The organism is Bradyrhizobium sp. SZCCHNS2022 (assembly GCF_032377575.1).
In the GTDB taxonomy this organism is placed as follows: domain Bacteria; phylum Pseudomonadota; class Alphaproteobacteria; order Rhizobiales; family Xanthobacteraceae; genus Bradyrhizobium; species Bradyrhizobium aeschynomenes.
The window spans coordinates 6,589,902-6,602,459 of the sequence record NZ_JAUHHZ010000001.1 but is presented as its reverse complement, the minus strand read 5'-3'; the positions used below and the strand labels follow the sequence as shown (position 1 = coordinate 6,602,459).

General features: G+C 66.1%; 8 protein-coding genes. 2 read left to right on the top strand and 6 right to left on the bottom strand.

The genetic code is table 11. The annotated features are described in order from the left end of the window. Positions 1-362: 362 nt before the first annotated feature. Complete coding sequence (locus QXZ94_RS29460) at positions 363-1,709, bottom strand: O-antigen ligase domain-containing protein (protein ID WP_315724339.1); 1,347 nt, start codon at positions 1,707-1,709, stop codon at positions 363-365. A 171-nt stretch (positions 1,710-1,880) separates the two neighbouring features. Between QXZ94_RS29460 and QXZ94_RS29455 the strand changes: the two genes are divergently transcribed. Next, on the top strand, positions 1,881-2,729 hold the full coding sequence (locus QXZ94_RS29455; RefSeq protein ID WP_315724337.1) for a DUF6502 family protein: 849 nt from the start codon (positions 1,881-1,883) through the stop codon (positions 2,727-2,729). Then, entirely contained in the window at positions 2,726-3,973 is a 1,248-nt protein-coding gene (locus tag QXZ94_RS29450; RefSeq protein ID WP_315724335.1) for a DUF5666 domain-containing protein, read from the top strand. Before QXZ94_RS29455 ends, QXZ94_RS29450 begins: the two co-directional genes overlap by 4 nt. A gap of 580 nt (positions 3,974-4,553) precedes the next feature. Here the strand turns inward: QXZ94_RS29450 and QXZ94_RS29445 are convergent. Genes QXZ94_RS29445 through QXZ94_RS29425 form a run of 5 tightly spaced genes read right to left on the bottom strand, consistent with a single transcriptional unit; the run spans position 4,554 to position 12,209 of the window. Beyond that, positions 4,554-6,191: an ABC transporter ATP-binding protein gene (locus QXZ94_RS29445; RefSeq protein WP_172133736.1), complete on the bottom strand. Its 1,638-nt coding sequence runs from the start codon at positions 6,189-6,191 to the stop codon at positions 4,554-4,556. A 5-nt stretch (positions 6,192-6,196) separates the two neighbouring features. After that, positions 6,197-7,375, bottom strand: coding sequence for an ABC transporter permease (locus QXZ94_RS29440; RefSeq protein ID WP_315724332.1), 1,179 nt, complete (start codon positions 7,373-7,375; stop codon positions 6,197-6,199). After that, positions 7,375-8,487, bottom strand: coding sequence for a microcin C ABC transporter permease YejB (locus tag QXZ94_RS29435; RefSeq protein ID WP_315724329.1), 1,113 nt, complete (start codon positions 8,485-8,487; stop codon positions 7,375-7,377). The genes QXZ94_RS29440 and QXZ94_RS29435 overlap by 1 nt, the downstream gene beginning before the upstream one ends. A 3-nt stretch (positions 8,488-8,490) precedes the next feature. Then, the gene (locus QXZ94_RS29430) at positions 8,491-10,368 is read right to left on the bottom strand and encodes an extracellular solute-binding protein (protein WP_315724327.1); all 1,878 of its coding nucleotides are present in this window, start codon (positions 10,366-10,368) and stop codon (positions 8,491-8,493) included. Next, positions 10,365-12,209 (bottom strand): extracellular solute-binding protein, encoded by a 1,845-nt coding sequence (locus QXZ94_RS29425; RefSeq protein WP_315726605.1) that lies wholly within the window; start codon positions 12,207-12,209, stop codon positions 10,365-10,367. The genes QXZ94_RS29430 and QXZ94_RS29425 overlap by 4 nt, the downstream gene beginning before the upstream one ends. Positions 12,210-12,558 lie beyond the last annotated feature (349 nt).

The following is a 12,558-nucleotide window of genomic DNA, read 5'->3' as shown; positions in this document are numbered from 1 at the left end:
GCGATGGCTTTACGACTTATACGTGATCTCCCCAGGGACCGGCGTTCTTGCCCCTGTCGGCCGCGCAGCTCATCGGGCCAGCGACCTTGACGCCAGCATCGGGGCGCCAGGACCACACGACTTCGTCGTCCGCAGGAGCAGGCGCTCGTCCAGCGCCACCCTCACGGCCACCGCATCCCGCACCCGACATCCGTGACGACGCGTACGCCCCTCTCGTGGGACGGGACGCCCGATCAATGGGGCCGATTTGCCCGACAGCGCAAGTAAATTCTTTTTCTCTGAACCACTTGACGGATTATCGGAAATTCAACCCGTCGGGCAAATCAGCTCATCCTGCACGATGCGCGCACGCCTGCGCGGGATCAGGTCGATCGAGGATCGAGGCAACCGCTCTGATCGCCGTCAATGGCGCCGGATCGTTGGCCATCGACGCGATCCGGCGCATTGGCGCGGCCGAGCATGACGCCGCCGGCAACGCCGACCCCGAGCACGTAGATCCATCCCTCGCTGACGTCGAGGAGGCTGATGCTCAGAAGCGAGCCGATGACCGACTGCACGACGACCGTCAGCCCGACCCATGCCATCCAATCGGGGCTGCGAAACAGCCTGAAATGGCTGATCCACATCGCAGCAAGCAGGATCAGTCCCGCAAGCCCCCATTGCAGGCCGACCATCATGCCCGGGGCGCTCGGGCGGATCTCCGTCTGGCGCGCCCCCTGTCGGTCGGGCTGGAGCTCGAACGGCCTCCGGATCCAACCCGTGCCATGACCGAACAACGGCGCCTCGCCGATCGCCCTGACCGAAGGCGGCCAGTCGCCGGGTCCCTGTGCCGGCCCGCCACTCACATAGACGCGATGCCGAGCGGCAAGCTCGGCGATCGGCTTGCCGAGAAACGGCGCGGCCGCCCAGGCGACGCCGCCGGTGAGCGCCGCCGACAGCACGAGAATGGACGCAAGGCGCCGGCTGAAATGGCGCCCCGCGAGCACCAGCAGGAGGATCGGCAGATACAGGCATAGGGTGCGCGCAGGCACGATGAACAGATCGTGCGCCAGGAAGGCGAGGCCGAGTCCAAACCAAGTTGCCGCCATCAGCCGCCGGCGTTGCGTCAGCGCGAGCAGCGCCGGCACCAGAAGCCCCAGCGCGCACAGCGTGAATTGCAGCGTTCGGCCTTGCGTGGTTTCGCCGAGAATGGCCGCAGAGCCGATGCGCAGCCTGGTCGAGGACAGATCGGCCATCGTCCACGACGACATCATGAGCACGGCGGACGAGGCGAGAAAGCCGACGAAGACCCACGCCGCGCGCTCCGAGCGCCTGAAGTGATGAAACAGGAACGGCAGCAGCAGCAGCTTCGATACGGGATTGATCGCCTGCAAGCCGGCTTCCCAGGGGGCGTCGGACCAGAGCACGCCGACATCGGCCAGCACGAACAGCGCCAGCGGCAAGGCACAGGCGGGCAGCGCCAGGCTGCGAATGAGCTCGTCCCAATCGATGGTCGGAACGATCACGGCAAGCCAGACCAGCATCAGGGCCCCCGTCAGCGTCGTCGACCACGGCAGCGCCACCGCGGTCAGCACCACCAGCGTATCGGCCAGTCGCAGATAGCCGGGAGAGTCGACCCACGAAGCGGCAGCTGGATCCGACGGTCGGACGCTCGCCGATACACGCGATGAGCCGCCCTCGACGTCCATGACATACGCCTCCTGGAGCATACCGCACTCCCGCTGCGACCAGCGCTGACCGGACCGCCCCCGCAGCGCGCCTTCGATGACGGCAGAGGCACCAGCCGGGGGTTGAACGCCCCCTCCATTACGTGGGAATTTTTCACACGTCAATAAATGTGTGGGATTGTGTCCCACAGTGGCTCCGCTTAAAATCTGGGCATGGATCCCACCGCCCGGACGCCGTCGCCGCTGACCGCGACGCAGTTGCAAGCGCCGCTGGCGCGGCTGCTGCGTCCGCTCGTGCGGCTCTGCATCCGCAGCGGGATGACGTTCCCGGCGCTGGCCCAGCTGCTGCGCGAGCTGTTCGTGAACGTCGCCGAGCACGACTTCGCGCTCGACGGCAAGCCACAGACCGACAGCCGCGTCAGCCTGCTCACCGGCATCCATCGCAAGGAGGTGGCGCGGCTGCGTGGCGCGGGCGCGCCGGTGAATGTGGTGCCCGCGACCTTGTCGCGCACCAGCGCCATCATCGCGCACTGGCTCGCTGCGCCGGAGTTCACCGACGCCAGGGGCGAGCCGCTGCCGCTGCCGCGCACCGCCGAGGGCGATGCCCCCTCCTTCGAGGCGCTGGTGGCCGCGATCACCAAGGACGTGCGGCCACGCGCGGTGCTCGATGAATGGCTCGACCGCAAGCTCGTGAGCATCGATGCCGGCGACAACATCGTGCTGGCGGAGACCGGCTTCGTGCCGCGCGGCGACGACGACCGCAAATGGTATTATCTCGGCCGCAACCTGCATGATCACATCGCAGCCGCGGCCGACAACGTGTCCGAGGCGACGCCGCGCTTCATGGAGCGCGCCGTCCACTATGACGGGCTGTCACCGAAGCTGGCGCGGCGCCTCGAAGCGCGCTCGCGCGAGCTGGCGATGGAGGCGCTGAAGACCGCCAACCGCGAGGCCAACCGCGCGCTGGCCAAGGACAAGGGCGGCGACGCCCGCTGGAATTTCGGCGTCTACATCTATCTGGAGGAGCCGAAGGACGCCACCGGCGAGGACGGCAAATCATGAGCCGGCCGCCGATGCTCTCGCGCAGGGCCGTGCTCACTGGCCTCTGGCTCGCCGGATCATCGGCGCTCGCCTGGGGACAGCCCCGCAAGGGCAATGACCAGGGTCTCGGCGGCACCGGGATCACCGGCGGCCAGGACCAGGGCATGGGCGGCACCGGCATCGTCGGCGTGATCCAGCGCTTCGGCAGCATCTTCGTCAATGGCGAGCGCGTCAGCTACGCGCCCAACGTGCCGGTCGCGATCGATGGCGAAGCTGCGTCCGTGAAGGCGCTGAAGATCGGCCAGCTCGCCCGCGTGCTGGCGCAGCGCGACCCCGGCGGCACGCTCAGCACTGCGCGTATCGACGTCGTCAGCGAGGTGACCGGGCCTATCGAGGCGGTCAGGCCGGGCGAGCTCACCGTGCTCGGCCAGACCGTGATCTCGCCGGGCCAGCAGAGCTGGCGCAAGGTCGGCAGCCAGGTTGCGGTGTTCGGCCTGCGGCGCAGCGACGGCGTGATCGTCGCCAGCCTCGTCGACCCGCGCAGCAGCGCGCCGAGCCGGATCAGCGGCGTGGTCGTGCGCGACCGCAGCGGCCTGTCGATCGGCGGCCTGCGGCTCGCCGGCGTCGACCAGGCGCAGGTCGGCCGGCGCGTGCAGGCCGAAGGCCGCGTCGTCCAGGGCGTGATGCAGGTCGCGCAGATCAGGCCGGACGATCTGAAGGAATTCGCGCGGGCCAGCCGGCTCTTGATCGAAGGCTATGTCCAGCGCGTCGGCAACGACCTGCGGTTCGGCTCCGGCTACGTCGCGCGCGACAATTCGCGCTTCCAGCCTGCGGGGGAGACCCGCGTCGTGATCAACGCCGTTCCGGACGGTGCCGGCGGACTGCGCGCCGAATCGGTGCAGGCAGTGACCCGCTTCCCCGGCGAATCCGTGCAGGGTCCGCAGGCGCCACGTGGCCAAGGGCCGATGCAGGGGCCGGGTGGTCCGGGCGGCCCTGGTGGCGGCAACCCACCGGGCGGACCCGGTGCGCCGAACAATTCGAGGGGACCGGGATCTCCGGGCGCACCCGGTTTCGGCCGCGACAGCGGCATGTCCCCGCCGGGCGGCATGGGCTCACCCGGCGGCTTCGGCTCAGGCGGCGCTTCAGGCCCGCCAGGCTTCGGCGGCGCACCAGGTGGTCCTCCCCCCGGTGGCGGCAGCGGCTTCGGCGGCCAAGGCGGGTTCGGCGGTGGCGGCAGAGGCGGGGGTGGAGGCGGCCGGCACTGATCGCGGTGTGGCCGCAGGCGTGCCACAACCGAAGCGATCCGCTGTTTGATGAGCTCCCCACAGCCGCTAGAGGATGATGTGCTTCTTCGGAATCGCATCATGGCCGCATGACGCACCTTTTCGATCCCGCAGCGCGCAGCTTCGAGGTCAGCCCCGCTCTCACCCTCCCTTGGAGGGGGAGGGTGAGAGCATATGGCGATCGATGTTTTGCGCCTATCTCCCTCCGCGTCGTCATGGCCGGGCTCGTCCCGGCCATCCACGACGTCCGGCATGCTGAGAACGACGTGGATGCCCGGGACAAGCCCGGGCATGACGATGTGGAGACAGTTTCGGGACACACTCAGAGTGGCCATATGCGATAGCCTGCCCTCCAGGGGAAGGTGAGACTGAATTCGCGGTGCCTACCGTCGTCCTTATCAGCACGTTGGCGATGAGAGCATGATGCGTCTCCACGTCATCGCATCATGCTCTAGCTCGAGCCGCTGGCTCTTTCTCGTTGCGCGCATAACTCTGTGATCGCTGCTGCACCAACGCGCGCCATTTATGAGAGCGCAGCAGAGCGGCTCCGGGCGAGCGCTGTCTAGCTCGCCGCCGCCCCGTTCCCCGCCGTCTCGTTGCGGAACGCCGCCGCAAACAGCGCCCGCGTGTAGTCGGTCTTCGGCGCCTTGAACAGCTGCGCGGCGGGGCCCTCCTCCACCACCTTGCCGTGGCGCATCACGATGAGATGGCTGGCCAAGGCGGCGACGACGCGCAAATCGTGCGAGATGAACATATAGGTCAGTTCGCGCTTGCGCTGCAGCTCGCGCAGCAGCTCGACCATCTGGGACTGGAACAGCATGTCGAGCGCCGAGGTCGGCTCGTCGAGCACGACGAAGCTCGGCTCGAGCACGACCGCACGCGCCACCGAGATGCGCTGGCGCTGGCCGCCGGAAAATTCGTGCGGATAGCGGAAGCGGGTCTGCGGATCGAGGCCGACATCGGTGAGCGCCTTGACGACCTTCGCCTCGGACTGCTCCTCCGACAGATCAGGCTGATGCACGCTCAAGCCTTCGGCGATGATGTCGCCGACCGACATGCGCGGGCTGAGCGCGCCGAACGGGTCCTGAAACACGATCTGCATGTCGCGGCGGAACGGACGGACCTGCTTGAAGGTCAGCCCCTGGATCTCGCTGCCGAGGAACACGATCGGACCGTCGGAGGAGATCAGCCGCAGCAGCGCCAGCCCGAGCGTGGTCTTGCCCGAGCCGGATTCACCGACGACGCCGAGCGTCTCGCCTTTGCGCACGGCGATGCTGACGCCGTCGACCGCCTTGATGTGGCCGACGGTGGAGCGGAACAGGCCGCGCTTGATCGGAAACCAGACCTTGAGATCCTTGGCCTGCATCACCACCGGCGCATCGGGCCGCGGCGGCGCCGGATCGGGCTTCGGCTCGGCCGCGAGCAGCGCCTTGGTGTAGGGATGGGACGGCGACGTGAATACCTGCTCCACCGGGCCCTGCTCGACGATCTTGCCGCCGTTCATGACGCAGACGCGGTCGGCGATGCGGCGGACGATGCCGAGATCATGGGTGATGAACAGCAGGCTCATGCCGAGCCGCGCGCGGATGTCGGCGAGCAGCGCCAGGATCTGCGCCTGGACGGTGACGTCGAGCGCGGTGGTCGGCTCGTCGGCGATCAGGAGGTCCGGCTCGTTGGCGAGCGCCATCGCGATCATCACGCGCTGACGCTGGCCGCCGGAGAGCTGGTGCGGATAGCTGCCGAGCCGCGTCTCCGGCTCGGGGATGCCGACCTGGGTGAGCAGCTCGAGGGTGCGCGCGCGCGCGGCGCTGTTCGAGATCGACTGATGCAGTTGCAGGATCTCGCCGATCTGCCGCTCGATCGTGTGCAGCGGATTGAGCGAGGTCATCGGCTCCTGAAAGATGATCGAGATGTCGCTGCCGCGGATCTCGCGCATCTCGCCTTCCGACAGCGGCAGGAGATCGCGGCCCTTGAAGCGGATGCTGCCCGAGGGATGCGAGGCGACAGGATAAGGCAGCAGCTTCAGCACCGACAGCGCGCTGACCGACTTGCCGGAGCCGGACTCGCCGACCAGCGCAATGCATTCACCGCGCTTGATGTCGAACGAGACACGGTCGACCGCGGTCACCACGCGGCCCTGCTGGTGGAAGGCCACCGAGAGATCCCTGACCGAGAGCAGCGGCTGGCTGATCGCATCCATGTCGCTCACCTGAACGTCTTGCGCGGATCGAACGCGTCGCGCACGGCCTCGCCGATGAAGATCAGCAGCGACAGCATGATCGCGACCGAGAAGAAGCCGGTGAGGCCGAGCCACGGCGCCTGCACGTTGGACTTGGCCTGCGACAGCATCTCGCCCAGCGAGGGCGAGCCGGGCGGCAGGCCGAAGCCGAGGAAGTCGAGCGCGGTGAGCGTCATCACCGAACTCGACACGATGAAGGGCAGGAAGGTCATGGTCGCGACCATCGCGTTGGGCAACAGATGCCGCCACATGATGACGACGTTGGAGACGCCGAGCGCACGCGCCGCCTGGATATATTCGAAATTGCGGCCGCGCAGGAATTCGGCGCGGACGAGCCCGACCAGCGAGACCCAGGAGAACAGCAGCATGATGCCGAGCAGCGTGAAGAAGCCGGGCACCAGCACCGCCGACAGGATCAGCAGCAGATAGAGATAGGGGATCGCGTTCCAGATCTCGATAAAGCGCTGGAACAGAAGATCGACCCAGCCGCCGAAATAGCCCTGCACGCCGCCGGCGGCGATGCCGATGATGGAGGAGAAGAACGTCAGCGACAGGCCGAACAGCACGGAGATGCGGAAGCCGTAGATCAGACGCGCCACCACGTCGCGGCCCTGATCATCGGTGCCGAGCCAGTTGTATTCGAGATCGCGGCAGCTCTTGAGCCCCTTCTTCTCGACCACCGCCTTGCACTGCGATTCCTTGAGCATCCAGGTCGGCGGCGACGGCGCCGGCGTCGGCAGATCGAGATTGTGGGTGGCATAGGAATAGCGGATCAGCGGCCAGATCACGGTGCCGCCCTTGTCGGCGATCAGCTTCTGCAAGTACGGATCGCGATAGTCGGCCGCGGTCTCGAAGTCGCCGCCGAACGCCGTCTCCGGATAGGAGACGAAGGCCGGCCAATACAGATGGCCGTCGAACTCGATCAGGAACGGCCGGTCGTTGGCGATCAGCTCGGCGAACAGGGAGACGATGAACAGAAACAGAAAGATCCACAGCGACCAGTAGCCGCGGCGGTTGGCCTTGAAGTTCTGCCAGCGGCGCTGATTGAGCGGCGACGGCCGGAAGCGATGCCGGGTCGGCGGCACGGCCTCGCCGAGCGGCGCCTGCGTGGTGGTCTCGACCGGGGGAGTGGCTGTGAGCGTCATCAGACCTCCCGCGCCTCGAAATCGATCCGCGGATCGATCCACATGTAGGTGAGGTCGGAGATCAGATTGACCACGAGACCCAGCAGCGAAAAGATGAAGAGATTGCCGAACACGACGGGATAGTCACGATTGAGAATGCTCTCGAACGAGAGCAGGCCCAGGCCGTCGAGCGAGAAGATGGTCTCGATCAGCAGCGATCCCGAGAAGAAGGCGTGGATGAAGGTGCCCGGAAAGCCCGCGATCACGATCAGCATGGCGTTACGGAATACGTGGCCGTACAGCACCTGGCGCTCGCTGCAGCCCTTGGCACGCGCGGTCATGACGTATTGCTTGCGGATCTCGTCGAGGAACGAATTCTTCGTCAGCAGCGTCATCGTCGCGAAGGCGCCGAGCGCCATGGACAGCAGCGGCAATGTGAGGTGCCAGAAATAGTCGATGACCTTCCAGTACCACGGGAAGTCGGACCAGCCGTCGGAGGTCAGCCCGCGCAGCGGGAAGATGTTGAGGAACGAGCCTCCGGCGAACAGGATGATGAGCAGGATCGCGAACAGGAAGCCGGGAATGGCGTAGCCGACGATGATCACGGCCGAAGTCCAGACGTCGAAGCGCGAGCCGTCCTGAACGGCCTTGCGGATGCCGAGCGGAATCGAGATCAGATAGGTCAGCAGGGTCATCCACAGACCGAGCGATATCGACACCGGCAGCTTCTCCTTGATCAGCTGCAGCACGCTGGTGTCGCGGAAATAGCTCTTGCCGAAGTCGAAGCGCGCGAAGTTCCAGACCATCAGCGCGAAGCGCTCCGGCGCCGGCTTGTCGAAGCCGAACTGCTTCTCGAGCTGCTTGACGAAGGCCGGATCGAGCCCCTGCGCGCCGCGATATTTGGAGTTGGTGTCGCCGCCCGCACCGACCTGCCCCGGCGGCCGCGCGCCGAAATCGGAGCCGCTGCCGCCGGAGATGCGCGAGGTGCCGCCGGTGTCCGCGCCGGTCAGCTGCGCGATGACGCGCTCGACCGGCCCGCCCGGCGCGAACTGCACCACGACGAAGGAGATGAAGAGGATCCCGAGCAGGGTCGGGAGCATCAGAAGCATGCGGCGGAGGATATAGGCAGCCATGAACTACTTCGCCTGCTCCAGCTTTGCGGCCTTGGCGGCATCGTACCACCAGATGTCCGGGGCGCCGACGCCCGAGGCATATTTCGGCGGCTTCGGCGGGTGGCTGAACTGATCCCAATAGGCGATCGGATGGGTCTGCCGATACCACTGGGGAATCCAGTAATGTCCGGCGCGGAACACGCGGTCGAGCGCCCGGCAGGCGAGCGTCAGATCGGTGCGGGTCTCCGCGGCGATCGCCTTGGCCACCAGCGCGTCGATGGCGGGATTGCTGATCCCGGCCAGATTGTACGAGCCCTTGGTCTTGGCGGTGTCCGAGGTGAAATAGGCCCTGAGGCCGTCGCCCGGCGTCGGCGACATCGACAGCCGCTGCACCGTGATGTCGAAGTCGAATTCCTCGACCCGCGCACGATACTGCACGGCATCGACGATGCGCAGATCGGCATCGATGCCGAGCGTCTGCAGGTTCTTGATCAGGGTGCCGTGATGCGGCTTGAACGAGACCTCGTCGATCAGGAACTCGATCGCGAAGACCTCGCCCGACGGCAGCAGCCGCTTGCCGTCCTTCACCGGAAGTCCCGCCTGCTGCAGCAATTGCGTGGCCTTGCGCAGCAACGCGCGATCCTGGCCCGAGCCGTCCGAGGCCGGCGGCACGAAGGGTTCGCCGAACACGTCGTCGGGCACCTGGCCGCGGAACGGCTCGAGCAGCTTCAGCTCCTCCGGCGACGGCGGACCGACCGCGACCATGTCCGAGTTCTGGAACGGAGACACCGTGCGCGCATAGGCGCCGTACATGATGGTCTTGTTGGTCCACTCGAAGTCGAAGGCGTAGGTCAGCGCCTGGCGGACGCGCGGATCTGAGAACTTGTTGCGGCGGGTGTTGATGAACCAGCCCTGCCCGCCCGACGGCGTCTCGTCCGGCAACAGCTCGCGCTTGACGCGGCCGTCCTTGATCGCGGGGAAGTCGTAGCGCGTCGCCCAGATGCGCGAGGTGAACTCCTCGCGATACAGATAGCTCTTGGCGGTGAAGCCCTCGAAGGCGACGTCGCGGTCACGATAGAACTCGTAGCGGACGATGTCGAAATTGTAGAGGCCGCGGCTGACCGGCAGGTCGGCCGCCCACCAGTCCTTGACGCGCTCGAACTCGACGTAGCGGTTGATCTCGTATTTTCCGACCTTGTACGGGCCCGAGCCGAGCGGCACGTCGAGCGGGCCCTCGTCGAAGGCGCGGTTCGCATACCAGGCCTTGGAGAAGATCGGCAGGGTCACGACGTAGAGCGGCACGTCGCGGGCGCGCTTCTCGACGAAGCTCACCACGACGGTCGCGTCATCGAGCGCCTCGGCCTTCACGAAGTCGCGCAGCTGCACGATGATGAGCGGATGGCCCTTCTCCTTCAGCGTATTGAGCGAGAAGGCAACGTCATGAGCGGTGATCTTCGAGCCGTCATGGAAGCGCGCTTCGGGCCGTAGCGTGAAGCGATAGGTCAGCTTGTCGGCGGAGATCGCGACCGACTTGGCGACCAGGCCATAGACTGCGTCGGGCTCGTCGCTCGCGCGCACCATCAGCGATGCGAACGTCATGTCCATGCCCTGCGCGCCCTCGCCCTTGAGGACATAGGCATTGAACGAGTTGAACGTCTGGTAGGACTGGTTGTAGGCGCGGGTCGATGGGATCAGCGAGAACAGCCCGCCCTTCGGCGCGTCCGGATTGACGTAGTCGAACTGCCGGAAGTCGGCCGGGTATTTGAGATCGCCGAACGCCGACATGCCGTGGGATTCGGCGCCGAACTCCGCAGCCATGGCCGGGCGCAGGGCGACGGCGCTTGCCGCGCCGAGCCCGAGCCCGAGCACGCCCCGGCGCGACAGATGCAAGAACGTGCTCAAGAGCGCTTCACCTTGGCAGCCTTCTCGGCGTCGTACCACCACAGCGACGGCCAGCCGGTGCTGGCGTATTTCGGGAACGGCTCGAAATGGCTGAACCGGTCCCAGCGCGCGCTGCGCGCGAACGGATAGGTGAACTGCGGCACGACGTAGAAATTCCACAGCAGCACCCGGTCGAGCGCGTGCGTAGCCGCTTCCAAGGTGGCGCGATCCCTGGCGAAGATGATCTTCTCGATCAGCTCGTCGATTGCCGGGTTCTTGATGCCGGCCGTGTTCTTCGAGCCCTGCTCGTCCGCGGCCTTGGAGCCCCAGAAATCGCGCTGCTCGTTGCCGGGCGACAGCGACTGTCCCCAGACATCGGTGATCATGTCGTAGTCGAAGGTGCGCACCCGCTGCTCATACTGGACGTTGTCGACCTGGCGCACCGTGACGGTGACACCGAGCCGCTCCAGCGACGGCTTGTAGAACAGCACGATGCGCTCGGACGACGGGTCCTGGACCATCAGCTCGATCGCGACCGGCTTGCCGGCCGGGTCGACCAGCTTGCGGTCCTTGATCTCGTAGCCGGCCTCCTTCAACAGCTTGGTGGCCTCGCGCAGATTGGCGCGGACGTTCTCGGGGTTGCCGCCGACCGGGTTCTGGTAGACCGAGGTGAACACCTCCGGCGGAACCTTGTCGCGCATGCCTTCGAGGATCTGCAGCTCCAGGCCCTGCGGCAGGCCGGAGCTGGCGAGCTCGGTGCCTTCGAAATAGCTGTTGATCCGCTTGTAGATGCCGAAGAACAGCTGCTTGTTCATCTCCTCGAAGTCGAAGGCGTAGTTGAAGGCGCGCCGCAGCCGCGCGTCCTGGAATTGCGGACGGCGCAGGTTGAAGACAAAGGCCTGCATGCGGCCGGAATCGCGGATCGGAAACTCGTGCTTGATGACCCGCTTGTCGGCAATCGCCGGGAACTCGTAGGCCGTCGCCCATTGCTTGGCCGAATTCTCGTTGATCCAGTCGGCCTGATCGGCCTTGAAGGCTTCGAGCGCGACGAGATTGTCGCGGAAATACTCGAACTGCAGCTCGTCGAAATTGTTCTGGCCGATCCGCACCGGCAGGTTGGCGCCCCAATAATCCTTGACGCGCTCGACCTTGATCGAGCGGCCGGGCACGAACTCCTTGATGCGATAGGGGCTCGATCCCAGCGGCGGCTCCAGGCTCGTCGCCGTGACGTCGCGCTTGCGGCCCTGCGCGTCGGTGCCCTCCCACCAATGCTTCGGCAGCACCAGCAATTCGCCGACGATGTGCGGCAGCTCGCGGTTGCCCGGCCCGTCGAAGCTGAACTTGATCTCCTGGTCGCCGATCTTCTCCGCCTTCACGACATGCCGGTAGTAGGAGCCGTAGAACGGGCTGTTCTTCTTGAGCACGTCGAGCGAGAAGATGACGTCCTCGGGCGTGACCGGCTTGCCGTCGTGCCAGCGCGCCTCCTTGCGCAGGCGATAGACCACCCAGGAGTAGTCGTCCGGATAGGCGGCCGCCTCGGCCAGCAGGCCATATTCGGTCGAGACCTCATCCTGAGCCCGCGACATCAGCGACTCGTAGACGGTCATCGCGGCCGCGGCGATGTTGCCCTTCACATACATCACGACGATGTTGAAGTTGTCGAAGGTCCCGAGCGAGATCATCCGGGCGGTGCCGCCCTTCGGCGCGTCCGGATTGACGTAGTCGAACCGCTTGAAGTCGGCCGGATATTTCAACTCGCCGAACAGCGACAGGCCGTGGCGCCAGACCAGTTGCTCGCCGGTCTGCGCCTGCGCGGCATCGAGAGGGGCGAGGCTGGCGGCGGTGCCGAGCGCCGGGGTCATCGCAGCGATGACGCTGCTCTGCAGGAGCTGTCGTCGGGTAATCGTCAAATGAGACTTCCTCTGAATAAGACCGCTCGAAAGCGCCTGGCCGGCGCCGGCCATCGATGCTTCCTGATCCAACGTTTGATCGTAACCCAATCCGGACGGGACAGGTTGCACCGGCCGAAGCAGGGCGCTCCGGACCTTACGAACCCGTTCCATTCAGGGACCAATATACGGCAAGGTTTCGACGGATAACCTTGCTTTTTCTCATGATACCGGGTTGTGAACGACCGGCATGCGACCAAAGGTCCCAAATGCGGCGAAATTCGCTTCCCCATAAGCAAAACGGCCGGGCAAAGCCCGGCCG

Excerpts from the sequence above, each read along its gene's own strand:
- QXZ94_RS29460 (WP_315724339.1), bottom strand. The coding sequence starts at position 1,709 with ATGCTCCAGGAGGCGTATGTCATGGACGTCGAGGGCGGCTCATCGCGT.
- QXZ94_RS29455 (WP_315724337.1), top strand. The coding sequence starts at position 1,881 with ATGGATCCCACCGCCCGGACGCCGTCGCCGCTGACCGCGACGCAGTTG.
- QXZ94_RS29450 (WP_315724335.1), top strand. The coding sequence starts at position 2,726 with ATGAGCCGGCCGCCGATGCTCTCGCGCAGGGCCGTGCTCACTGGCCTC.
- QXZ94_RS29445 (WP_172133736.1), bottom strand. The coding sequence starts at position 6,191 with ATGGATGCGATCAGCCAGCCGCTGCTCTCGGTCAGGGATCTCTCGGTG.
- QXZ94_RS29440 (WP_315724332.1), bottom strand. The coding sequence starts at position 7,375 with ATGACGCTCACAGCCACTCCCCCGGTCGAGACCACCACGCAGGCGCCG.
- QXZ94_RS29435 (WP_315724329.1), bottom strand. The coding sequence starts at position 8,487 with ATGGCTGCCTATATCCTCCGCCGCATGCTTCTGATGCTCCCGACCCTG.
- QXZ94_RS29425 (WP_315726605.1), bottom strand. The coding sequence starts at position 12,209 with ATGACCCCGGCGCTCGGCACCGCCGCCAGCCTCGCCCCTCTCGATGCC.